General features: G+C 68.2%; 17 protein-coding genes and 1 riboswitch. Of the genes, 8 read left to right on the forward strand and 9 right to left on the reverse strand.

All coding sequences use genetic code 11. The features are described from left to right. Nucleotides 1-8 precede the first annotated feature (8 nt). Both AC6BOR_RS04190 and AC6BOR_RS04195 read right to left on the reverse strand, forming a co-directional pair. Nucleotides 9-1892: a TonB-dependent receptor plug domain-containing protein gene (locus AC6BOR_RS04190; protein ID WP_498059945.1), complete on the reverse strand. Its 1884-nt coding sequence runs from the start codon at nucleotides 1890-1892 to the stop codon at nucleotides 9-11. A gap of 142 nt (nucleotides 1893-2034) precedes the next feature. Then, nucleotides 2035-2239: riboswitch (cobalamin riboswitch) on the reverse strand. Nucleotides 2240-2274: 35 nt separating this feature from the next. Beyond that, complete coding sequence (locus AC6BOR_RS04195) at nucleotides 2275-4581, reverse strand: thiamine pyrophosphate-binding protein (RefSeq protein WP_498059946.1); 2307 nt, start codon at nucleotides 4579-4581, stop codon at nucleotides 2275-2277. Nucleotides 4582-4640: 59 nt separating this feature from the next. Here AC6BOR_RS04195 and AC6BOR_RS04200 point away from each other — a divergent pair, with 59 nt between their 5' ends. After that, complete coding sequence (locus AC6BOR_RS04200) at nucleotides 4641-5246, forward strand: glutathione S-transferase family protein (protein ID WP_498059947.1); 606 nt, start codon at nucleotides 4641-4643, stop codon at nucleotides 5244-5246. A 128-nt stretch (nucleotides 5247-5374) separates the two neighbouring features. Here AC6BOR_RS04200 and AC6BOR_RS04205 read toward each other — a convergent pair whose 3' ends face one another. From AC6BOR_RS04205 to tpiA, 7 genes are all read right to left on the reverse strand, one after another. Then, nucleotides 5375-8212 (reverse strand): TonB-dependent receptor domain-containing protein, encoded by a 2838-nt coding sequence (locus AC6BOR_RS04205; protein WP_498059948.1) that lies wholly within the window; start codon nucleotides 8210-8212, stop codon nucleotides 5375-5377. Between the two features lie 120 nt (nucleotides 8213-8332). Continuing rightward, complete coding sequence (locus AC6BOR_RS04210; RefSeq protein WP_498059949.1) at nucleotides 8333-9040, reverse strand: type I pantothenate kinase; 708 nt, start codon at nucleotides 9038-9040, stop codon at nucleotides 8333-8335. Then, nucleotides 9037-10665 (reverse strand): CTP synthase, encoded by a 1629-nt coding sequence (gene pyrG / locus AC6BOR_RS04215; RefSeq protein ID WP_498059950.1) that lies wholly within the window; start codon nucleotides 10663-10665, stop codon nucleotides 9037-9039. Before pyrG ends, AC6BOR_RS04210 begins: the two co-directional genes overlap by 4 nt. Before the next feature lie 78 nt (nucleotides 10666-10743). After that, on the reverse strand, nucleotides 10744-12969 hold the full coding sequence (locus AC6BOR_RS04220; RefSeq protein WP_498059951.1) for a S8 family peptidase: 2226 nt from the start codon (nucleotides 12967-12969) through the stop codon (nucleotides 10744-10746). Between the two features lie 43 nt (nucleotides 12970-13012). Continuing rightward, complete coding sequence (locus tag AC6BOR_RS04225) at nucleotides 13013-14278, reverse strand: MFS transporter (RefSeq protein WP_498059952.1); 1266 nt, start codon at nucleotides 14276-14278, stop codon at nucleotides 13013-13015. 48 nt (nucleotides 14279-14326) lie between these two features. Next, nucleotides 14327-14674, reverse strand: a complete 348-nt coding sequence (gene secG, locus AC6BOR_RS04230; RefSeq protein WP_498059953.1) for a preprotein translocase subunit SecG — start codon at nucleotides 14672-14674, stop codon at nucleotides 14327-14329. 80 nt (nucleotides 14675-14754) lie between these two features. Further along, nucleotides 14755-15474: a triose-phosphate isomerase gene (gene tpiA / locus AC6BOR_RS04235; RefSeq protein WP_498059954.1), complete on the reverse strand. Its 720-nt coding sequence runs from the start codon at nucleotides 15472-15474 to the stop codon at nucleotides 14755-14757. A 90-nt stretch (nucleotides 15475-15564) separates the two neighbouring features. On the opposite strand from tpiA, the gene AC6BOR_RS04240 reads away from it, so the two are divergent. The 7 genes from AC6BOR_RS04240 to AC6BOR_RS04270 are packed head-to-tail and all read left to right on the forward strand — an operon-like array spanning nucleotide 15565 to nucleotide 23025. Then, nucleotides 15565-17457 (forward strand): peptidylprolyl isomerase, encoded by a 1893-nt coding sequence (locus AC6BOR_RS04240; RefSeq protein WP_498059955.1) that lies wholly within the window; start codon nucleotides 15565-15567, stop codon nucleotides 17455-17457. A 2-nt stretch (nucleotides 17458-17459) separates the two neighbouring features. After that, entirely contained in the window at nucleotides 17460-18983 is a 1524-nt protein-coding gene (locus AC6BOR_RS04245) for an anthranilate synthase component I family protein (protein WP_498059956.1), read from the forward strand. After that, nucleotides 18980-19594 carry an anthranilate synthase component II gene (locus tag AC6BOR_RS04250; RefSeq protein WP_498059957.1) on the forward strand — a complete coding sequence of 205 codons (615 nt, stop codon included), beginning with the start codon at nucleotides 18980-18982 and terminating at the stop codon, nucleotides 19592-19594. The genes AC6BOR_RS04245 and AC6BOR_RS04250 overlap by 4 nt, the downstream gene beginning before the upstream one ends. Continuing rightward, nucleotides 19591-20574: an anthranilate phosphoribosyltransferase gene (gene trpD, locus AC6BOR_RS04255; RefSeq protein WP_498059958.1), complete on the forward strand. Its 984-nt coding sequence runs from the start codon at nucleotides 19591-19593 to the stop codon at nucleotides 20572-20574. Before AC6BOR_RS04250 ends, trpD begins: the two co-directional genes overlap by 4 nt. Then, nucleotides 20571-21362 (forward strand): indole-3-glycerol phosphate synthase TrpC, encoded by a 792-nt coding sequence (trpC, locus tag AC6BOR_RS04260; RefSeq protein WP_498059959.1) that lies wholly within the window; start codon nucleotides 20571-20573, stop codon nucleotides 21360-21362. Before trpD ends, trpC begins: the two co-directional genes overlap by 4 nt. Beyond that, entirely contained in the window at nucleotides 21359-21829 is a 471-nt protein-coding gene (gene moaC / locus AC6BOR_RS04265) for a cyclic pyranopterin monophosphate synthase MoaC (RefSeq protein ID WP_498059960.1), read from the forward strand. Before trpC ends, moaC begins: the two co-directional genes overlap by 4 nt. After that, nucleotides 21826-23025 (forward strand): molybdopterin molybdotransferase MoeA, encoded by a 1200-nt coding sequence (locus AC6BOR_RS04270; RefSeq protein WP_498059961.1) that lies wholly within the window; start codon nucleotides 21826-21828, stop codon nucleotides 23023-23025. Before moaC ends, AC6BOR_RS04270 begins: the two co-directional genes overlap by 4 nt. Nucleotides 23026-23067: the final 42 nt, after the last annotated feature.

Here is a 23067-nt window from a genome sequence, read left to right on the forward strand (position 1 = left end):
CGTCGCCATCACAGGGTCACGCGCAGGCCGGCATAGGCAGCGCGGCCGGGCTGGCCGAAGTTCAACGCCGTCTCGTAAACGGCGTTGAACAGATTTTCGATCCGCGCCGTCAGTTCCAGACGGCGGCCGATCGGCAGCGACGCACGCAGATCGACCAGCGTATAACCGGGCAGCACCACGGTGTTGGCGGCATTTTCAAAGCTGCGGCCGATATTGGTCACCGTGGCGCCGGTCGTCAGCCCGAAGCCCCAGCGATAATCCACCAACAGGCTGGTGCTCATCTCCGGCCGGCGGGCGAGGCGGCGGTTCTGGTTGGCATTGCCGGCCGTGGTGTTGCGGGCATCCACCGTGCCGTGGGTGACCTGCAGGGTCAGCGCATCGGTTGGCCGCATGGTCAGCGCCAGTTCCAACCCCTGCGCGCGGGCGCGGGCGACATTGTCATAGGTGCCGAACGGCCGGTTCACGCAGATGCCGGTTTGCGCGGGGCAGCCGATGAAGATGATCAGATCGCTGGACACGCGCCGGAACCAGGTGGCGCTGATCTCCAGCCGGCCATCGGCCAGACTTTGCGTCACCCCGGCGTCCCAACCGGTCGAGCGTTCCGGCTTCAGCTGCTGGTTGCCGAAATTGCTGAACAGCTGGAACAGCGATGGTGCCTTGAAGCCTTCGCTGTGGCTGGCGCGCAGGGTGGTGCCGGTGGCGCTGAGCACATAGATGCCGCTGGCGCCAAAGGTGGTCGCCCCGCCAAAGCGGTTGTGATCATCATGGCGGAGCCCGGCGGTGAGAGTGAGGCCCTCCACCGGGCTGGTAACGCCCTGGGCATAGACGCTCTGGATGCGGGCCCGGGCCGAGGTGGGCGCCCCGCCAAAGCTGGCCGTGGTGTAGCGGGAGATTTCCTGTTCGGCCCCGAACGTTGCCTGCCAACCGGTTGCGACATCGACAACGCCCTGATATTCCAGCCGCTCGTTGCGGCCCTGGCCGTCGAAGGTGACGAAGGGCGCGCCATCCAGCGCCGTGTTGCGGCGATCGGTATCGGTATAGGCAAAGCCGAGCCGGTTCTTCCAGCGGCCACCCAGCAGGGCGGCGTTGAGCCCGGTGTAGGCGACGATCTCGCGGGTGATATTCTCCTCGTTCACGTCGCCAAAGCTGAAACTGGGCGGGGCAAAGCCATCGGCGTTGAAGCGGCCCCGCGAATACCAGCCGCGCGCATCGATGGAGACATCGTCGCCCAGCGCCAGGTTGAAATTGGCGTTGGCGCCGAAATTCTCATAGCCGTCGCGCTCCCGGCCGCCGCGACGTTCCGAAAAATTGGAAATCCCGTCGCTGCGCAGCCAGCCGCCGCCAACACTGGCCGACAGCGGGCCAAACTTGCCCGAGACATTGGTCACCAGATTGGCAGTGTTGCGCCAGCCAGCCTCGCCACGCACATTGACACGCAGATCCTCGGTCGGCGGGCGGGTGACCATGTTGACCACGCCGCCGATCGCCTGGCTGCCCCACAGCACCGATTGCGAGCCCCGCAGCACCTCGATCCGTTCGATATTGCCCACCAGCAGATTGCCGAAGTTGAAGCCGCCACCCACGGTGGACGGGTCGTTCAGCTTGACGCCGTCGATCAGCGCCACGGTCTGATCGCTTTCGGCGCCGCGGATGAACACGCTGGTCACCCCGCCCAGGCTGCCGTTGCGAGCGATGGTGACGCCGGGCAGCGTGCGCAGCACGTCTGACACGGTCTGGCTCTGCCGGCGGTCCAGCTCGGGCCGGTCAACCACGCTGATCGACTGGCCAACCCGGTTCAGCGGCTGCGGCGTGCGGTTGGCGGTGACGACGATGGTTTCTGCGGCGGCAGGGGCAGCGGCGGCCCCGGCCAGGATGATGGATGCGATGATCATGTGACCTCCTGTGGTTGAGACAGGAGGAGACGCCCGCCAAGGCAGGTCATGGTGAGACAAGGCCATCGTGGCACGCGTCACCTCCCTTCGTGTCGTCACGCGGAGGCGATGCTCCGATCACGCGGATGGTCCCGTCCGCACGAAGGATCGACCGTGAAAGGCAGGTCTCCTGGCTCCCGGGTCACCATGGTCGCCCCGCCTTCCCAGCGCCTTGCGGCACCAGTGGCAAATTCGGGCGACCACTCACCGGTCACAGTTGCGGGCACAGCCCCGGCCTCATGGCGTCACGCCATCTTCCGGGTTCCCTGTTAGGCCCCTCGCGGGGCACCCTTCACAGGATCCGCCATGGCGGCATTTGCCGGGATTGGCAAGGGCCGAAGGTTCAGCGCGGCACCAGCGCCCGGGCCATGGCAGCGGTGACGGCATCGGCATCAAGGCCATATTCGCCAAACAGATCAACCAGATCGCCGGTCTGGCCAAAACGCTCGACACCAAGCGGCACCACCCGCTGCCCGCGCACACCGCCCAGCCACGACAGGCTGGCCGGAGCGGCGTCGCACACAGTGACCAGGCGCGCACCGGGGGCAAGCGCGGCCAACAACCCTTCCACATGGGCGGTGCCGTCACCGGCCAGCGCGGCGCGCCAGCCCCGGTGCAGCAGATCGGGGCTGGTGACGGCGAGCAGGCCGAGGCCCGGCACCTCGTCGCGCAGGGCCTCCCACGCTGCCAGCGCCTCCGGCATCAGCGCGCCCATGGCGACGATGGCGGCCTCTGCCCCCGGTGCCGGCGGGCGCAGCCAGTAACCGCCGGCAATCGCGCCGGCCTGCCAATTGGAATCGGCGCGGACCGGCTGCGCGATGCTGCGGGTGGAGAGGCGGAAATAGACGCTTTCCCCCGCCGGGTCCTGACAATGGCCAAAGGCGTGATGCAGCAGCAGCGCCAGTTCGTCGGCATAGGCCGGCTCGTAATGCACCAGCCCCGGCTGACCCATGGCGATCAGCGGCGGGTTAATCGATTGGTGGGCGCCGCCCTCTGGCCCCAAGGTCAGGCCCGACGGCGTGGCGACAAGAATGAAGCGGGCATCCTGGTAACAGGCATAATTCAGCGCATCGAGGCCGCGGGCAATGAAGGGATCATAGACGGTGCCAATCGGGATCAGCCGGCTGCCGAACAGCAGCGCGGCCAGGCCGGCGGCGGCCAGCACCAGAAACAGATTATGCTCGGCAATGCCCAGCTCCACATGCTGGCCGGCGCTGCCGCCCTGCCATTTCTGGGGTGAGGGGATTTTGGCCTGCCGGAACACATCGGGCATCTGCTGCCGCCGGAACAGGCCGCGGGCATTGACCCACGGGCCAAGGCCGGTTGACACGGTGACATCGGGCGAGGTGGTGACGATGCGCTCGCTCAATGGCCCGCCGGCCTTGGCCAGATCGAACAGGATGCGGCCAAAGGCGGATTGGGTGGATTGTTCCTCGCCCTGCGGCACCGGGATCGCGGGCACCGGCACGGCATCAAACGGCCGGTTGTGCGGCAGGCGGGCAGCCGGGCTGGCCGCGACAAAGGCCTTGAGCGCGGCGGCCTGATTGTCCCCCAGCCCGGCCCAGGGCTCCCATTCGGCGCCCGGCGCAATCCCCAGGCTGTCGCGCAGCCCTTCGATCTGGGTCGGCGTCATCAGGCCGGCGTGATTGTCCTTGTGGCCGGCAAATGGCAGGCCCCTGCCCTTCACCGTATAGGCGATGATCAGGCAGGGCCGGTCATCGCGGGCAGCCTCGGCATAGGCATCGAGCAGGCTGGCGATACAATGGCCGCCAAGATCGTTCATCAGCAAGGCCAGCGCCGCATCGTCATGGCCGGCGAGCACGGGGGCAATCGCATCGCCCAGATCAGCCGCCAGCCGTGCCCGCCAGGCCGCCCCGCCCTGGTAGGTGAGCGCGGCATAATCGGCGTTGGGGCAGGCATCGATCCACGCCTCGAGCGCGGCGCCGCCGGGCGCGGCAAAGGCCGCCTGCAACCGCTTGCCATGCTTCAGCGTGATCACCCGCCAGCCGCAGGTTTCGAACATGTCGTCAAAGCGGCGGAACATGCGGTCGGCCGTGGTGTGGTCAAGGCTCTGGCGGTTGTAGTCGACAATCCACCAGACATTCCGGATGTCGTGCTTGTAGCCTTCGATCAGCGCCTCATAGATATTGCCTTCATCCAGCTCGGCATCGCCCATCAGCGCGATCATGCGGCCCATCTGTTCCGGCGCCAGCCGGCCATGGGCAACAAGATAATCCTGAAACAGGCTGGCGAAGGCCGTCACCGCCACGCCAAGGCCAACCGAGCCGGTGGAGAAATCGACCGGGATCACATCCTTGGTGCGGCTGGGATAGGACTGCGCCCCGCCAAAGGCGCGGAAGGCCTTCAGTTTTTCGAGGCTCTGGTTGCCCAGCAGATAATGGATGGCGTGCAGCAGCGGGCCGGCGTGCGGCTTCACCGCCACCCGGTCATTGGGGCCAAGCGCGGCGAAATAGAGGCTGGCCATGATGCTGGTCATGCTGGCGCAGCTGGCCTGGTGGCCGCCCACCTTCAGCCCGTCGCGGCTCTCGCGCAGATGGTTGGCGTTGTGGATGGTCCAGCTCGACAGCCAGCGCAGGCGGGTGTCGAGCGATTCCAGATGGGCGATGGTTTCGGGCGTGGGGGGCAGCATGCGCTCGCCCTTGCCGCGAAACGGCCGGGCGTGCAACGTGGGGTCCAGGAGAACCGCCGATGCTGCTCTGGTCTGCCCCCGATCCCGCTCCCAACCCGCGCCGGGTGCGGCTGTTCCTGAAGGCCAAGGGGCTGGAGATCGAGGAGCGCATGGTCGCGCTGATGGCGCGGGAGCACAAGTCAGACGCGGTGCTGGCCCGCAATCCGCGCGGCCAGGTGCCGTTTCTGGAGCTGGACGATGGCCGGGTGATATCCGAAACCATCAGCATCTGCCGCTACCTCGACGAGCTTCACCCCGAGCCGCCACTGATCGGCAGCACAGCCTTTGAGCGAGCCGAGACGGACATGTGGATCCGGCGGGTGGAAACCGGGCTGGGCACGCCGGTTGGCCTGTTCTGGCAGCATGGCCATCCGCTGACCGCCCGGCTGGTCAACCAGGTGCCGGGCATGGGCGATGTCGCCCGGGCGCAGGCGCTGGCCATGCTGGGCTGGTTCGATGGCCAGTTGGCGGCGCGCGACTGGCTGGCCGGTAGCCGCTTCACCCTGGCCGACATCGCGCTTGTCAGCATCATCGACTTTGCCGGGTGGATCGGCATCGAAATGCCCGAAAATGCCGCGTCCTTGCGGGCCTGGCATGCCCGATTGCGCCAACATCTCGGGCTTTAGAGCTCGATTGCCCACAGGCACGCGTCATGCTGAACTTGTTTCAGCATACACACGCGTGCGCCGCCACGCATTCACCCTGCGGGACGTGATCCCATGGATGCTGAAACAAGTTCAACATGACCTGATTCTCAGAAGAACAATTTCCGGAACGACAAGGTCACCGTGCGGCCCAGCGGGTCGAGCTGGTCGCGCAGATAGCCCAGCGGCTCGGCACCGCTGCGGTTGCGCACGTTGATGCGGTCGTTGAAGAGATTGTCCACATTCAGGCTGACCCGGCTGCCACGCAGCCAGGGAACCTTCGTCAACACCTCCTGCCGCTGGCCCAGATCGACGAACAGCCGCAGGTTGGCGGTGGTGCGCGACGAGAAGAACAGATCGTTGGGCGACTGGGTCGCGCCCGACGGATCAACCAGCACGCTGGTGCCCGATTGCCAGTTGACGCTCAGCCGCCCGCCAAAGCCGCGCCGGCCGGCACCGGCGCGCAGTTCGACCTGGTGACGCGGCGCGCCGCCCTGGTTGCTGATCGCCGAACCATTCAGCAGGTCCAGCACCGGCAGGCCGGGGCGGATACCGATCTCGTTCTGGAAGGTCCAGGTGTGGAACAGCGCCACCTGCAGCCGGCCATCAAGGAAGCCACGCGGCGGGCCGCCGCCACCACCACGGAAGCCGCCGGGCGGGCCGCCAAAGCCGCCACCGGGCGGTGGGCCGCCGGCCGCGGCCGGGGGTGCACCCGCAGGCCCACCCGCCGGCGGCGGTGCCACCCCACTGGGCGCGCCGGGCGGCGGACCGGCCGCACCGGGTGGGCGCTGGCCAGGGGTGAAGCCATAGGGGTTGCGCGCCAGGTTGCGGATTTCCTGCGGCAGGCCCTTGCCGGCGCGGAAGCTTTCAACCGCCTTGGCGCGCAGTTCGGCGATGCGCTTTTCCGCCGCCGCGCGTTCGCTGGCCGAGGGTTTCAGCGCCGTGGTGAAGGTGAAGCCCCAGCGCAATTCGCTGCGCTGCGAATATTCGAAATTCAGCGGCCGGTTGTCGATCTGCAGCAGACGTCCGCCGGCATCGCGGGTGAAGCGATTGGGGAAGGCCGCTTCCAGTTCGGCGGTCGCGGTCGGGAAGGCCGCGATCGGATCATCGATGCGGGTGTTGGTGTAATTGATGTTGAACACCAGGTCGGTTTCTTCGAGCGGCTTGATGTTCAGGCCCAGTTTCCACACCTTGCGCGTGTCATTCTGCAGGGCGCGGTTGCCGCCATCCAGCCGGGTGATGTCCACCGTTTCGCCGCGCACGAAATCGAACACCCGCACATTGGGGGTGAGGATGTTGGGATCGCCCAGCTGGCCCACGGTGGGCGGGCCCTGCTCGCGGGTGAAGCTGGCGATGATCGCCCAGCCATCCTTGGGTTCCCAGTTCAGGCCGGCGCCCCAGGTGATCAGCGTGCCAAAATCCGACATCGTGTCGAGGGCGATATTGCCGTTCAGAGTCAGCTTGTTGAGGCCGGCCAGCACATCATCCTTGGCCGATGCGATGGGCAGATCGAAATTGGCCTGGAAATTGCCCTGGGTGCGCGACAGATCGGCTGCAGCAACAATGCCCGACCGCACGCTGGTGGCGTTGAGGCCGAGATATTGCACCTGCGCCTTCAGCGCCGCCCCCACCTCGCCGGCCGGCAGGCGCAGCGGGCTGCCGTTCAGCAGCAGATCAAGGCTGGCGGTGTCGGAGACGCTGCTCGCCCGGTCGGTCAGGCGTGCGCCGGTGAACAGGCCGCCACCATAGGGCGACAGGCTGCCCAGATTGATCGCGCCTTGGGCAAACGACACATCGATGCCGCGTTCGATGCTGGTTTCGCTTTCGGCATGGTTCCAGGTGCCGGTGAGGTTCCAGCGCCATTTGCCGATCATGCCATCCAGCACGGTGCCCAGCCGGCTTGACCAATTGTCGCCATAACGGCCGAGCGCATCGGGGGCATAGCGGTTGACCAGCACGGCATTGCCAAAGGGCGAAAAGGGCGAGCCGGCCGGCAGATTGAAGCTGGCCGAGGCCAGGCCCTGCATGGATTCGGTCAGAGTCCGCTCCAGCCCGCCGGTAAGGGTGGCGCCCACCGCCTTCGAAAGATTGCCGGCGATGGTGCCATTCAGGCTGATGGTGCGCGTATCGGGCAGCAGGGTGCGGAACGGGCGGATATCAGTTTCGTTCACCGGTGCCGCACCAAATTGCGCCAGGGTGGGATTGGTCACGCCAGCCGGCACGCCCAGCACGGTGCGGCCCGGCAGGCCGGCATCCACCTGCGCGCCGGGCAGCAGCGCCGATACATTGCCAGCCAGCGCGAACGGCCGGCTCTGCGGCGGGGTGGCGATGCGGCGCTCCGCCTCGGTCACCATCGTGTCGATGCTGTATTTGGCTTCGATGCTGGTGCGGCTGCCGTTGCGCAAGCGCAGCAGATTGGCCTCGATCTCGGTGGAGAAGCGGCCGCCGTCGGTGGGGCCGCCGATATCATATTCGCCGGTCCACGCCTGGAAGCGCGGGCGCAGCACGAAGTTGATCACCCGCTGATCGGCGCGGAAACCATATTTCAGGCTGACCTCTTCGGGCAGCACCTCAACCCGGGCAATGGCTTCGGGCGGGATGTTGCGGATCTCCTGAAAGCCGGATGTGCGCTTGCCGTTCAGCAGCACCGCCGGCATGCCGCCACCGCGCCCGCGGTTCGAGCGCAATTGCGGCGCCAGTTCGGCCATGAGATCGGTAATCGAACCGGCACCAATGGCCCGCAGTTCCTGCGCGCCCAGCACCAGTTCCGGCTTGATGTCCCCCACCACCTGGCCGGGCAGCTTGGTGGTGGTGACGGTGATGGTCTCCTCCTCCTCCGGCCCGACCTGGGCGACCCGCTGGGGCGGCGCGGCGGGCGCGGTCTGGGCCGTGGCAACAGCGGCAGGAGCGGCGGCCAGCAAAAGGGCCAGTCGGGCACGGACGATCACTTATATTTCCCTGTTGGGAGCCGGGGGCTGGCTCCAATCGGCCGCACCCCTAACCTGTTCAGGGCGAAGGGAACAACCGGTGCGGCAATCACTACGGCCGCACCCGGCATTTCCCCCGCGTCAGGCCAGCATCAGGCTGTGATCGAGCGCCTTCTTCACCACCACATCCGCAACAGCGCGGGCGCGGACAATATGCTGCTGCCAGTTGGGCAGGTTCACGCCTTCCCAGACGGTCACCGCAAAGGCCCGTGCCTCGGCCTCAGTCATGCTGCGGAAGCGGGCATAGAAGCTGGTGGGATCGTCCGCCGCAGCGGCCCACAGGCCGATGAAGCGCTCGACAAACCAGTGGCGCACATCGGGTTCATCGGCATCAATGTAGAGCAGCAGGTCCAGCGGCGGCCGGCTGCCATCATCGGCCGGCGCCAGGCCCAGCCCTTCGACCAGCACCACATCGGCCGTCGCAAGCGGGCGGGCGCCGGCCCGATCAATATCATAGAGCGCGTGCGAATAGGCCGGCACCATCACCGGCGGGCCACCGGCCGCCAGCCGCTTCAGCCCGGTGATGGCGGCAGCCATGCCCTGATGGTCATAGCTTTCGGGAAAGCCCTTGCGCATCAACAGCCCGGCTGGCTCCAGCACGGCGTTCGGCAACAAAAAACCATCGGTGGACACGATCTCCACCCGGCCCGGCAGATGTTCGGCGATCTGGCGGGCCAGCGTCGTCTTGCCCACCGCCACCGAACCGGTGATGCCCGCCACCAATGTTTCACCCGGCCGAGACAAGGCGGCCAGCCGGGAGGCGAGAGCGACGGGCGTGATCGGCGTCACACCAGCCGGCTCTGGTTGATCGCCGCGGCGATGAAGCCGGCGAACAGCGGGTGGGGATCAAACGGCTTGGATTTCAGTTCGGGGTGGAACTGCACGCCAATGAACCAGGGATGGTCTGGTCGTTCCACCACTTCGGGCAGCAGGCCATCGGGCGACATGCCAGAAAAGATCAGACCTTCCGCCTCCAGCCGCTCGCGGTAGGCGGCGTTGACCTCATAGCGGTGGCGGTGGCGCTCCTCGATCTGGGTGCTGCCATAAACGCTGGCCGCCACGCTGTTGTGCGCCAGTTCGGCCGGGAAGGCACCCAGCCGCATGGTGCCGCCCAGATCGCCGCCGGCCTCGCGGGTCTGCAGGCCTTCATCGCTCATCCATTCGGTGATGAGGCCAACAATGGGTTCCGCGGTCTCGCCAAATTCGGTGGTGGATGCGGCCTTGATGCCGGCCTGGTTGCGGGCCGCCTCGATGCAGGCCATCTGCATGCCAAGGCAGATGCCAAAGAAGGGCACGCGCCGCTCGCGGGCAAAGCGCACGGATGCGATCTTGCCCTCGCTGCCGCGCTCGCCAAAGCCGCCGGGCACCAGGATGCCGTGCATCGGCTCCAGCCGGGCGGCCACATCGGCGCCCTCGAACTCCTCGGCGTCCAGCCACTTGATGTTGACCTTGACCCGGTTGGCCAGGCCGCCATGCACCAACGCCTCGGTCAACGACTTATAGGCATCCTTCATCCCGGTATATTTGCCGACCACGCCGATGGTCACCTCGCCTTCCGGGTTGTGGATGCGGGCGGAAATATCGGTCCAGCGGGTCAGCACCGGGGCCGGCGCATCGGTGATGCCAAAGGCGCGCAGCACCTCATCATCCAGCCCTTCGGCATGATATTGCAACGGCACCTCATAGATGGAGGCGGCGTCGAGCGCGGCAATCACCGCTTCCTTGCGCACATTGCAGAACAGCGCGATCTTGGCGCGGTCCCCATCGGGCAGCGGATGTTCGGACCGGCAGACCAGCACATCGGGCTGGATCCCGATGCCGCGCAGTTCGGCGACGCTGTGCTGGGTCGGCTTGGTCTTCAACTCGCCCGCCGCCGCGATGAACGGCACCAGCGTCACATGGATATAGCAGACATTGGCGCGCCCCACGTCGGCCGCCATCTGGCGGATCGCCTCCATGAACGGCAGGCCCTCGATGTCACCCACGGTGCCGCCGATTTCGCAGATGACGAAATCCAGGCCATCCACATCGGCGCGGGCAAAGGCCTTGATGGCATCGGTGACGTGCGGGATCACCTGCACGGTGCCGCCCAGGAACTCGCCGCGCCGTTCGCGGGCGATGATGTCCTGATAAATGCGGCCCGAGGTGATATTGTCGGTTTTCCGCGCCGCCACGCCGGTGAAGCGCTCATAATGGCCCAGATCAAGGTCGGTCTCGGCGCCGTCGTCGGTCACATAGACTTCGCCGTGCTGATAGGGGCTCATCGTGCCCGGATCGACATTCAAATAGGGATCGAACTTGCGAATGCGGACCTTGTAGCCACGCGCCTGGAGCAGGGCCGCAAGTGATGCGCCCATGAGACCCTTGCCAAGCGAGGAGACCACGCCGCCGGTGATGAAAATAAACCGCGTCATGGGAGAAAAGCCCTAAGCCGATTTGGGCAGCCGGCGCCAGCCCCGAAACGCCGGGCGCGGCAAATAGGTTGTGGACAGCTACCAGCGCCAGCCCAGTTGCAGGGCGGCGCCATCATCATCGGGGCTGGCAGCGATGTGGCCGGGATTGTCACGGTGAAACAGGCTGAACTGCAACCGCCCGCCGGCCACCAGCGGCAGGGCATAGCCGGCCTCCAGCGCGGTTTCGCGCGCCTGCGGCCCGGCCCAGACCGGCGCCGGGAAGCCAGCCAGTTGCAACGGCCCGGCCAGGGCCAGCGGGCGGGTGACGGTGAAGACAAGCGAATCACCGGCCCGCCACAGGCCGGCAGCCTGCGCCGAAACGCTGGCCGCCGTGCCCGACAGGCCGTCGCTGCCGCGGATCAGGCCGCTGCCCAGCCGCAGCCGGCTTTGGGCACGCCGCCAATCGCCGGCCAGTTCAAGCCGCCCCAGCGCCAGCCGGGCGCTGAAGCCCAGGCTGCTGGTGGTGGCACCGGCCAGGCCAAAGCCGGCGGCAAGCCGCGATCCGGCCAGGCTGCCGCGCTCATCATCGAACCGGGCCTCCCCCGCCAGGGTCAGCCCGCCGAACTGGCGCGACAGGCGCAGCACGGCGGTGGTCGACAGGCCGCGCGCCAGCGCCGCGCCGGCGCTGCGCTCCACCGGCAGCAGGGCCTGGCCAAAGGCCAGCGCCAGGCGGAAATCGCCGAGCGGCGTTGACAGCGGCTGGGCCAGCGCCGCCGCGCCCAGCGGCCGGCTGCCCAGCGGCTGGGCCGGATCGGCGGTGATGGCCAGTGGCGGCACCACGCCCGGATCGGCCAGCGCCAGCAGGCTTGCCACTCCCTCGCCATGGCCAGCCGCCAGCCGCTGCCCGCCCGGCAGTGCCAGCAGCATATGGCCGGAAATGGCGCCGGTGGGCGCACCGGGGGCGAGTGCCGCCATGGTCGCACGATCGCCAGCCCACTGGTTGCGGTTGTCGCCATTCAGGGCAAAGGCAGCGGCGCTGCTGCCCGCCTCCACCACGGCCTGCGCCACCGGCTGCGCCAGCAACCGCGCCGCCAGCCGGCCGGTGGGGACCTGCCCAATGCTGCCCGACAGATTGGCGGTGTAGGGCCGGCGATATTCATCAACCACTGGCACGGCGGCCAGCGCACCGCGCAGCGGCCCGCCATCGCCAAGCGGGCCGCCAATCACGCCGCCAAAGCTGATCACCGCGCCATCAATGCCGGTCAGCCCGCCGATTGGCGAAAAGGCCCGCGCGATGTTGAGCATGCCGCGGCCATAGATTTCGTCGGTTCCCGTCGCGCCCAGATCATCGGCGGTGCGCAGCAGGATATCGACAATCTGAGCCCCGGTCAGGGTCGGGAAGCCGTTGGCCAGCAGGGCCACCGCGCCGGCCACCACCGGGCTGGCGATCGACGTGCCGCTGTAGAGAAAGGCGGTGCCATCCTGGTTGAAGCTGCGCACCGAAACGCCTGGCGCCACCAGATAATTGGCCGCCAGCAGGCCGGCCCGGTTGGAAAAATCGGCGATGGCGCCGGCACTGTCCACCGCGCCGACGATCAGCGTGGTGGCTGCGGCTGATGCCACCAACTGGTTGGCAAAGCCGGAGGGCGAGGCGGTGCTTTCGTTGCCAGCAGCAATCACCGTCACCACACCGGCCGCACCGGCCCGCGCGGCGGCGGCGCGGACCGAACTGCTGGTGCTGTCACCGCCCAATGACAGGTTGACCACCCGCGCCCCACCCGCAACCGCGGCATCGAGGCCGGCGGCAATCGCCGTGCTGCCATAGGAACAGCCATCGGCCGTGCAACTGCCCGGAATATCGGCCCGCAACGCCAGCAGAGTCGCCAGCGGTGCGACACCGTGGATGCCGCTGTTGTTGCGCGCCGCCAGTGCCACGCCGGCCACCGATGTGCCATGGCCGCGCTCATCGGCCAGCGCCCGATCGGATGCGACATCGCGGCTGGCCGAAGAAATGCGGCCGGAAAATTCGCTGAGCGCCGGGTTCACGCCCGAATCGATGACCGCGATGGTCACACCCTGGCCCGAGACGCCGCGATCATAGGCCACCAGCGCCTGCACCTGCACGGCGGCCGATCGGCGATATTCGCCCGTGTCAAAGGCGCTGGGGGTCGGGGTGGGCGTTGGGGTTGGGGTTGGCGTTGGGGTCGGCGAAGGCGTCGGCACCGGCACGGTTGCGACGCCGCCGCCCGCACCGCCGCAGGCCACGAGGCCCAGCGCCAGTGCCAGTGCCGCCCCTGCCCGCCATTGCATATTGCGCCTGCTCATGATCGGCAGAGTGCGGCAGCCGGCGGCCGTGCGCAAGCGCGCCTCAGTCCGTTTCGATGCGGCTGTTTGCCCGTGTGTCGGGCAGGGCGAGCGCCGCCACCAGCGCCACGCCGGCCATCACCGTCACATACCAGAAGAAACCGGTTTCCTGCCCCGCGTCCTTGAAGGCCAGCGCCACATATTCAGCCGATCCGCCAAAGATGGCGACGCCCAGCGCATAGGGCAGGCCAACGCCCAGCGCGCGCACATGCGCCGGGAACATCTCCGCCTTCACCACGCCGGAAATGGCGGTGTAGCACGACAAGATGGCCAGACAGCCAATCAGCAGCAGCAGCCCGCTGCCATCCGGCCGGGCCTGACCCAGCGCCGTGAGCGCCGGCACCGTCGCCAGCGTTGCCCCCACGCCAAAGCCCAGCAGCAAGGTGCGCCGGCCCAAAAGATCCGACGCCGCGCCAAAGATCGGCTGCATCGCGGCATAGACCAGCAGCGCGATGGCCGAGGCGCTGGTGGCTTCCTGCTTGGTCCAGCCGGCCGACAGCACCAGATATTTCTGCATGTAGGTGGTGAAGGTATAAAACCACAGGCTGCCGCCGGCGGTGAGTGCCAGCACAATCAGCAGTTCACGCGGATGGGCCAGCAGCCGGCTGAGCAGGCTGCCGGGGGGCTTGTTCGCCTGCGCCTGGGCAAAGGCTTCGGTTTCAACGAGCCCGGTGCGCAGCCAGAACACCAGCACGGCGCACAGCGCGCCCACCACGAACGGGATGCGCCAGCCCCAGGCCTTCAGGGCGGCATCGTCCATCTGCGCCTGCAGCAGCACCAGCAGCGCCAGCGCCAGCAACTGCCCGCCCACCAGCGTCACATATTGGAAGCTGGCGAGGAAACCGCGCCATTTGGCCCGCGCCACCTCGCTCATGAAGGTGGCCGACGCGCCATATTCGCCACCGACCGACAGCCCCTGCACCAGCCGGGCAAACAGCAGGATGGCCGGCGCCAGCAGCCCGGCCTGATCATAGGTGGGCGCCACCGCGATCAGCAGCGAGCCCGAACACATCATCGCAACCGACAGCGTGAGCGCGGATTTGCGCCCCCGCTTGTCGGCCCAGGCCCCCAGCAACCAGCTGCCGATCGGGCGCATCAGAAAGCCGACAGCGAAAATGGCCGCGCTGTTCAGCGCGGCCGCCAGATCATCGCCGGGCGGGAAGAAGCGCGGGCCGAAATAGAGCGCGAAGGCCGAATAGGCATACCAGTCATACCATTCGACCAGGTTGCCGGCGGCTCCGCCAAAAATCTGGCGGATCTGCCCGGCCATGCCTGGCCCGGCGTTGGCGCTGGTGCCCCCCCGGCTCAACCGCGCCGCTTATTGCGCGACAGGCACGCCCGGCAGGGCGGGGGTGGTGGCCGGCGCAGCGGGCACAGGCGCCGGGGCACGGGCCGGCGCGGCCTTGGCCGCGATGGTCGGATCGATCACCCGCTGCTTGTTGGCACCGGCCGACAGCACGGCCAGCAGGATCGACATGACGATGAACAGGCTGGCCAGGATCGTGGTCGAACGGGTCAGCAGGTTGGCGGCACCGCGCGCCGTCATCAGGCCGCCGCCACCGCCGCCACCAATGCCCAGCGCCCCGCCTTCCGACCGCTGCAGCAGGATCACGCCCACCAGCGCAAGGGTGATGAGGCCATGGATGACAAGCAGGAAGGTGATCACGGGGTGATGGTCTTTCGAACGCGACGTTTGGATGCGGCCTTACATGGCTTCGCCCGGCCTTGCAATCAAGGTGCGCGCCCTCACGGCGCCGCAGCGGCAATCGCCAGCAGGCTGGATGCCGTCAGGCTGGCCCCACCCACCAGCACGCCGCCCACATCGGCCACGCGCAGCAGATCGGCGGCGTTGGCCGGCGTGACCGAGCCGCCATAAAGGATGCGCACGCCGTGGCCAGCCGCACCATAGCGGGCGACCAGCTGGCTGCGGATATGGGCATGGGCGGCGGCGACATCGTCCAGCGTCGGCACCAGCCCGGTGCCGATGGCCCACACCGGTTCGTAGGCGATGATCAGCGCTTCGGCATCATCAGGCAGCGATCCGGCCAGCTGGGCAGACAGCACGGCGTTGGTCTGCCCGGCATCGCGCTCGTCCCGTGTTTCGCCGATGCACAGGATCACCTCCAGCCCGGCCGCCTTGCCGGCCATCGCCTTGGCGCGCACGGCATCGTTGGTCTCGCCATTGTCGCGCCGGCGCTCGCTGTGGCCCACGATCACGAAACCGGCGCCCAGATCGGCCAGCATCGCCGCCGAGACACAGCCGGTGTGGGCGCCGCTGTCCTTGTGGTGGCAATCCTGTCCGCCGATCTTCACGCTGCCGGCCGATACGATCACCGCCCGGTCAATCAGGGTGAAGGGCGGCGCGATCCAGATACCGCGCGCGCCGCTGCCGGCCATTTCGGCGATTTCGGCGACTGCCTCGCCCAGGCCGTTCATTTTCCAGTTGCCAACGATCAGGGCAGGCATCGCTCTCTCCGCATCGGGTGCCACGGCGGCGCTTGTGGCAAGCAGAGTGCGCCGTTACAAGCGGCGCGTTTCATCTGTCACGGAATTTCGATGATCAGTTTCTTTCGCCGCTATCTCACCAGCTGGCCGGTGCTCGCGCTGTTCGGCGTCATCCTCGTTGCCTTTGCGGTGACCGGGGTGAATGATCCGCTGGGCGGATCGTCGGGCGGCAAGACCATCGCCACGGTTGGCAAGACCAGCGTGACCGAACCCGATGTGCTGGACGCGGTGGAACGTTACGTCCGCGAACTGCGCCAGCGTGACCCGTCGGTCACCCAGGCGATGGCGGCGCGCAACGGCGTGGTGGAAGGCATTGCCACCCAGCTGATCGGCCAGACCGCCATGGAAGAACTGGCCCGCCAGGATGGCCTTGGCGTGTCGGACGAAGCCGCAGACGAAGCCATCGTAGCCATTCCCGCCTTCCAGAGCGGCGGCAAGTTCGATCAGGCCACTTATGAACGCCTGCTGGGCCAGCAGGGGATGACCGACCGCAAGTTCCGCGAATCCCTGCATGGCGATCTGCTGCGCGAACAGCTGATCAAGCCTATCACCGGCGCGCTGGCGGTGCCCGATGGTGTTGCCGAAACCTATGCCCGCCTGCTGGTGGACCGGCACGAAGGCGGTGTGACGCTGGTGCCGGCCACCCCCGTGGGCCAGGCCACCCCGGCCGAAGCCGAAGCCTGGTTCAAGGCCAACGCCGCCCGCTTCACCATCCCGGAACGCCGCGGCTTCCGCTATGCCTTCATCGACAGCGCCGCGCTGCGCGCCGGCATCACGGTGAGCGACAAGCAGATCGCCGATGCCTTTGCCAAGGATCCGGCCAAATATGGCGCTGCCGCCACCCGCGTGCTCGAACAGGTGGTGGTGCCCGACGAGGCCAAGGCCAAGGCGCTGGCCGCCGCTGCTGCGAAACAAGGCTTTGCCGCCGCGGCCCAGACCATCGCCGGCTTTGGTGCCGCCGATATCGCCGTCGGCACGTTGACCGAGGCGGCCTTTGCCAGGGCCACCAGCGCCGATGTCGCCAAGGCAGCCTTTGCGCTGCCGGCCGGCGGGGTCAGTGCGCCGATCAAGTCGCCGCTGGGCTGGCATGTCGTGCGCGTCGCCAGCCTGGGCAGCGCCGGCAAGACGCTGGCCCAGGCCCGCGCCGCCGTGGCAGCCGATCTGAAGGCGCAACTGGCCAATGATGCGTTGGCCGATCTGGTGAACGGCATCGAGGATGGGGTGGAGGCCGGCAAGAGCTTTGCCGACATCGCCAAGGAACAGAAGCTGACGATCCAGACCCAGGCCCCGGTGAGCGACAAGGGCATCGGCGCCGGGCAGCCGACCCTGACCGGCGATCTGGCGACCATGGCCGCCCGCGCCTTTAAGCATGAGAGCGCCGATGGCCCGGTGGTGGAAGATCTGGGCGGCGGCAAGCTGGTGGTGATGGAAACCACCACCGTGCTACCGGCCGCGCCGCCACCACTGAAAGAGGTTATGCCGCTGGCCATCGCGGGCGCCACGCATGACAAGGCAATGAAGGCCGCCAAGACCAAGGCCGATGCCGTGCTGGCCGCCGTGAAGAAGGGCACGGTGTTTGCCAAGGCGCTGGCCGATGCGGGCCTGCCCTCCCCGCGCCCGCTGGTGGCCCGCCGCATCGACCTGGCCAACAATCCCAACGTGCCCGAAGCCGCCCGCGCCTTCATGAACGGTGCGCCGGGCAGCACCCAGGCCATCGCCATCCCCGGCGGCTGGGCGCTGGTGCATGTGGATCGCATCGTGCCCGGCGATCCGCGCAGCCAGCCCGGCCTGATCGAGCAGATGCGCCGCGAAGTGGGCAGCGCCCTGCCCGCCGAAATGGCCGAGGCCATCGCCAAGGCCAGCATCGCCGCCGTGAAGGCCACGCGCAACGATGCCGCCATCCGCACCCTGCGCCAGCGCCTGAGCGGCGAGGGCGCGCAATAAGCATGGCCACCAGCGCCACCATCGCGCCGGATCGCGCCACCGCTGTTGCCGCACTGGCCGCCGGCCGGCCGCAATTGCTGTGGACGCGCATCGTTGCGGACACCGAAACCCCGGTTTCGGCCATGCTCAAATTGGGCAGCGAGGGGTCGGGCGCCTTTCTGCTGGAATCAGTGGAAGGCGGCCAGGTGCGCGGCCGCCACTCGCTGCTGGGCCTTGATCCCGATCTGGTGTGGCGGGCGCATGGCAACGCTTCCGAAATCAACCGCCACTGGCAGCAGGATCGCAGCGCCTTCACCGCCATGCCCGGCGACACGCTGGCCAATCTGCGCACCCTGGTGGCCGAAGCTCGCGCCGATGTGCCGCCCGAACTTCCCGCCGCGCTGGCCTGCCTGGTGGGCTATATGGGCTATGAAAGCGTGCGGCTGGTGGAACCCAGCGTGCCCGATGCCGGCGCCTCCGCGCTGGGCCTGCCCGACATGGTGTTCGTGCGCCCCACCCTGCTGCTGGTGTTTGACCGGTTGAAGGATGATCTGTTCATCGTCGCGCCGATCTTTGATGCCGCCGATCCCGATGCCGCCTATGCCCGCGCGGCCGAACGCATCATCGAAGCCGAGCGCCGGCTTGGCCAGGCCCTGCCGGCGGCGGCGCGCGCCCCCGAAGATCTGCCCACGGCGGTGCCCCACCACCACACGCCCCGCGCCCGCTTTGCCGCCATGGTGGACCGGGCGCGCGACTATATCCTGGCTGGCGACATCTTCCAGGTCGTGCTGTCCCAACGCTTTTCGGTGGATTTCCCGCTGCCGGCCTTCGCGCTCTATCGCGCGCTCAGGCGCATCAACCCGTCCCCCTTCCTCTATTTCCTCGATCTGCCGGGCTTTGCGCTGGTGGGTTCTTCCCCGGAAATCCTGGTGCGGGCGCGTGATGGCAATGTCACCATCCGGCCGATCGCCGGCACCCGCCCGCGCGGGAAGGATGCCGCCGAAGACGCCGCCAACCGGGAAAGCCTGCTCGCCGATCCCAAGGAATTGTCGGAACATCTGATGCTGCTCGATCTGGGCCGGCACGACACCGCCCGCGTGTCGGTGCCCGGCACGGTGACGGTGACCGACAAGTTCTTCGTCGAATTCTACAGCCATGTCATGCACATCGTGTCGAACGTGCAGGGCCGCATGGCCGATGGCATTGATGCGGTGGCGGCCTTCCTGGCCGGCTTCCCGGCCGGCACGGTGTCGGGTGCGCCCAAGGTGCGCGCCATGCAGATCATCGCCGAACTGGAGGGCGAAGCGCGCGGGCCCTATGCTGGCGGGGTCGGCTATTTCAGCCCCAATGGCGATATGGACAGCTGCATCGTGCTGCGCACCGCCGTGGTGAAGGACGGCGTGATGCATGTGCAGGCCGGCGCCGGGATCGTCGCCGACAGCGTCGCCGATTATGAACAGCGCGAATGCGAAGCCAAGGCCGGCGCCCTGATCGCCGCCGCCCGCGAGGCCATCGCCACCGCCGCAGAGGCCGGGTTCGGACAATGAAGAATTCTGGGAGCATCCTTGTCATCGACAATTATGACAGCTTCACCTTCAACCTCGTCCATTATCTGGCCGAGTTGGGGGCCGAAACCATCGTGGTGCGCAACGATGCGCTGACGACGCAAGACGCCATGGGCATGAACCCGCAGGCCATCCTGCTCTCCCCCGGGCCGTGCACGCCCAATGAGGCCGGCATCTGCCTCAGCCTGATTGCGGCCGCCGCCGAAACCCGGACGCCGCTGTTTGGCGTCTGCCTGGGCCATCAGGCGCTGGGCCAGGCCTTTGGCGGCATTGTCGAACGGGCGCCGCAGGTGATGCACGGCAAGGTCAGCGCCATCACCCACACGGGCACCGGCGTGTTTGCCGGCATCCCTTCCCCCTTCGAGGCGACGCGCTATCACAGCCTGGTGGTGCGGGAGGACGGGCTGCCCCGCGATCTGGTGGTCAACGCCCACAGCCCGGATGGCCTGATCATGGGCCTGCACCACCGCGAACTGCCGCTGCACGGCGTGCAATTCCACCCCGAATCCATCGCCACCCAGCATGGCCACCGGCTGCTGGCCAATTTCATGACGCTGGCTGGCCTGAAGCCCGATCTCTCGGTTGCGGCATGAGCCTGTTGCCCGATCCGTCTGCCCCGCTTGAGGCGCAAGCGGCGGCCGAGGCCTTTGCCGCGATCTTTGACGGCAAGGTCAGCGACGAGGCGCTGGCCGGCTTCCTCACCACGCTGGCGGATCGCGGCGAAACCGTAACCGAAGTGGTCGCGGCTGCCCGCGCCCTGCGCGCCCGCGCCATCCAGCCGTTCCGCGCCGCTGATGCGCTGGATGTCTGCGGCACCGGCGGCGATGGCATGCACAGCCTCAACATCTCCACGGCGGTCTCCCTTGTCGTCGCCGCCTGCGGGGTGAAGCTGGCCAAGCATGGCAACCGCGCCGCCTCCTCCACATCCGGCGCGGCCGACGTGCTGATGGTGCTGGGCGTTCCGGAATTGCCGATGGACCGGCTGGGGCCCTGCCTGGACCAGGTGGGCATCACCTTCCTGCACGCCGCCCGCCATCATCCGGCGATGGCGCGGGTGGCCCCGGTGCGCCGCGCGCTGGGCCGCCGCACCATCTTCAACCTGCTGGGGCCCTTGTGCAATCCGGCCGGGGTGGACCAGCAGTTGATGGGTGTGTTCGCCCCCCAGCCGGTGCCGCTGATGGCAGAGGCGCTGGCCGCCCTGGGCAGCCGCGCCGCGCTGGTGGTGCACGGCCAGGGCTTTGACGAGGTGGCGATTTCGGGCGAAACCACCGCCGTGGCGCTGGCCGGCGGCAGCTTGACGACGCAGACCATCACGCCGGAAGCCGCCGGCCTGCCCCGCCACCCGAATGCAGCGCTGAAGGGCGGAACGCCCGACTATAACGCCCAGCGCCTGCGCGATCTGCTCGCCGGCCAAACGGATGCCTATCGCGACATGGTGCTGCTCAACGCCGCCGCCGCCCTGACAGTCGTGCGCCCGGCCCTGACATTGCCGCAGGCCGTGGCCCAGGCCGCCACCGCCATTGACAGCGGCGCTGCGGCTGACATCCTCGCCCGCTGGATCGCCTTCCGATGACCGACACGCTCAGCACCATCGTCGCCCACAAGCGCGACCTCTATGCCGCCCGCACGGCCACGACCCCGCTGGCCGAGGTGGAGGCCGCCGCCCGCGCCGCCGATGCCCCACGCGGCTTCATCCGCGCCATCCACACCGCCCATGCCGCCGGCCGCTTCGCCCTGATTGCCGAGTGCAAGAAGGCCAGCCCGTCCAAGGGCCTGATCCGCGCCGATTTCGATCCGGCCGCACTTGCCCGCGCCTATGCAGAGGGCGGCGCCACCTGCCTGTCCGTATTGACCGAAGAACGCTGGTTCCTGGGGCATGACGATTATCTGGTGGCGGCGCGCGCCGCCTGCGCCCTGCCGGTGATCCGCAAGGATTTCATCGTCGATCCCTATCAGGTGGTCGAAGCCCGGGCATTGGGCGCTGACGCGATATTGCTGATCATGGCCGCCCTGTCCGATGCGCAGGCCGCCGAGCTGGAAGCGGTTGCCCACGCGTGGGGCATGGACGTGCTGATCGAGGTGCATGACGCCGCCGAGCGCGACCGGGCGCTGATGCTGAAAACCCCGCTGCTCGGCATCAACAACCGCAATTTGAAGACGCTGGAGGTCTCCCTCCAGACCAGCTTCGATCTGGCGGACACGCCGGATCGCACGCTGGTGGCCGAATCCGGCCTGTCGTCCCACGCTGATCTCGCGGCGCTGGCCAAGGTGGGCATCCAGACCTTCCTGGTCGGCGAAAGCCTGATGCGCCATGCCGATGTGGCGGCGGCGACCCGCCAGATGCTCGGTCTGGCGGCGTGAGCGGCCTGACCCATCTTGATGCCGGCGGCGCCGCCCGCATGGTCGATATCAGCGCCAAGCCCGCCACCCGCCGCGAGGCTGTGGCCGAAGGCGTCATCCATGTCGGTGCCGAGGCGCTGGCGGCGATCCGCAGCGCCACGGTGAAGAAGGGCGATGTGCTGGCCACCGCCCGCATCGCCGGCATCATGGCGGCCAAGCGCACCGCCGATCTCATTCCGCTCTGTCACCCGTTGCCCGTCGATGCCGTGGCGGTGGATCTCGCCATCGAAGACGGGCTGATCCGCGCCACCGCCACCGTGGCCACCACGCATGGCACCGGCGTGGAAATGGAGGCGCTGACCGCCGTCTCCGCGGCGCTGCTCACCGTTTATGACATGGCCAAGGCGCTGGATCGCACGATGCGCATCGATGGCATCCGCCTGTTGCGGAAATCGGGCGGCCGGTCAGGGGATTTCACCGCGAAATGAGTGGCCTGCTGCCGTTCGAAACCGCGCTGGCGCGGTTGCTCGAAGGCGCTGCCCCGTTGCCGGCCGAGACCCGGCCGCTCGATGCGTGCGCCGGCCGCGTGCTGGCCGCCGATGTGACCGCCCGCCTTACCCAGCCGCCGTTCGCTGCCGCCGCCATGGATGGCTATGCCATCCGCTGGGATGATCGGCACCGGCCCTGGGCTGTGGTGGGGGAAAGCGCCGCCGGCCATGGCTGGGCCGGCACGCTGGGCGAGGCCCAGGCCGTGCGCATCTTCACCGGGGCCCCCGTGCCGGCCGGCGCCGATGTGATCGTGGTGCAGGAAGAGGTGGCGCGGGACGGGGACAGCGCCCGAATGACGGGCGACGGCCCGCCGCGCCGTGGGGCCCATATCCGCCCGGCCGGGCAGGATTTCGCCGCTGGAGACCAGCTGATCCCGGCCGGCACCCGCCTCGCCCCGCCGCATCTGGGCCTGGCGGCTGCCGCCGGGCACGGCGAACTGCCGGTGGTGCGCCGGCCCCGCGTCACGCTGATTGCCACCGGCGATGAACTGGTCCCGCCCGGCGCCACGCCCGGCCCGGGCCAGATCATCTCGTCGAACCCCGCCATGCTCACCGCCCTGCTGCACAGCGCCGGGGCCAGTGTCACTGACCCCGGCCTGATCGCGGATGACCGCGCCGCACTGGCTGCCGCGCTTCAGACCGCCGACGCGGATCTCATCCTGACCATCGGCGGCGCATCGGTGGGGGATCATGATCTGGTCGTGCCGGTCCTGCGCGATCTGGGGGCCGATCTTGATTTCTGGAAAATCGCCCTGCGCCCCGGCAAGCCGCTGCTGGCCGGCCGGCTCGGAACCACCCGCGTGCTGGGCCTGCCCGGCAATCCGGTCTCGGCCTTTGTCACCGCCTTGCTGTTCGCGGTGCCGCTGGTCAGCCGGCTGGCCGGCCGACCCCATGATCTGCCGATGGAGCGGCTGGCCCTGGCCCAGCCCCTGCCGGCCAACGGCCCGCGCCGTGACCATCTGCGCGCCCGGCGCACCGCAACCGGCGCCGAAGCCTTCGCCAGGCAGGACAGCGCGCTGCTCGCCCTCCTCGCCCAGGCCGAACTGCTGATCATCCGCCCGCCCCATGCGCCGCCGGCTGCGGCTGGCGATATGGTCGATTGCATCGCGCTTGACAGGTTCCATATTGTTTCCTAGATGTTCTTCCCATGTTCCGTTGACCGGCAGTGGGAGAGGGCT

This window comes from Sandarakinorhabdus sp. FBCC-B8862 (assembly GCF_059745315.1).

Excerpts from the sequence above, each read along its gene's own strand:
- AC6BOR_RS04190 (WP_498059945.1), bottom strand. The coding sequence starts at position 1,892 with ATGATCATCGCATCCATCATCCTGGCCGGGGCCGCCGCTGCCCCTGCC.
- AC6BOR_RS04195 (WP_498059946.1), bottom strand. The coding sequence starts at position 4,581 with ATGCTGCCCCCCACGCCCGAAACCATCGCCCATCTGGAATCGCTCGAC.
- AC6BOR_RS04200 (WP_498059947.1), top strand. The coding sequence starts at position 4,641 with ATGCTGCTCTGGTCTGCCCCCGATCCCGCTCCCAACCCGCGCCGGGTG.
- pyrG (WP_498059950.1), bottom strand. The coding sequence starts at position 10,665 with ATGACGCGGTTTATTTTCATCACCGGCGGCGTGGTCTCCTCGCTTGGC.
- AC6BOR_RS04220 (WP_498059951.1), bottom strand. The coding sequence starts at position 12,969 with ATGAGCAGGCGCAATATGCAATGGCGGGCAGGGGCGGCACTGGCACTG.
- AC6BOR_RS04225 (WP_498059952.1), bottom strand. The coding sequence starts at position 14,278 with ATGGCCGGGCAGATCCGCCAGATTTTTGGCGGAGCCGCCGGCAACCTG.
- tpiA (WP_498059954.1), bottom strand. The coding sequence starts at position 15,474 with ATGCCTGCCCTGATCGTTGGCAACTGGAAAATGAACGGCCTGGGCGAG.
- AC6BOR_RS04240 (WP_498059955.1), top strand. The coding sequence starts at position 15,565 with ATGATCAGTTTCTTTCGCCGCTATCTCACCAGCTGGCCGGTGCTCGCG.
- AC6BOR_RS04245 (WP_498059956.1), top strand. The coding sequence starts at position 17,460 with ATGGCCACCAGCGCCACCATCGCGCCGGATCGCGCCACCGCTGTTGCC.
- AC6BOR_RS04250 (WP_498059957.1), top strand. The coding sequence starts at position 18,980 with ATGAAGAATTCTGGGAGCATCCTTGTCATCGACAATTATGACAGCTTC.
- trpD (WP_498059958.1), top strand. The coding sequence starts at position 19,591 with ATGAGCCTGTTGCCCGATCCGTCTGCCCCGCTTGAGGCGCAAGCGGCG.
- trpC (WP_498059959.1), top strand. The coding sequence starts at position 20,571 with ATGACCGACACGCTCAGCACCATCGTCGCCCACAAGCGCGACCTCTAT.
- AC6BOR_RS04270 (WP_498059961.1), top strand. The coding sequence starts at position 21,826 with ATGAGTGGCCTGCTGCCGTTCGAAACCGCGCTGGCGCGGTTGCTCGAA.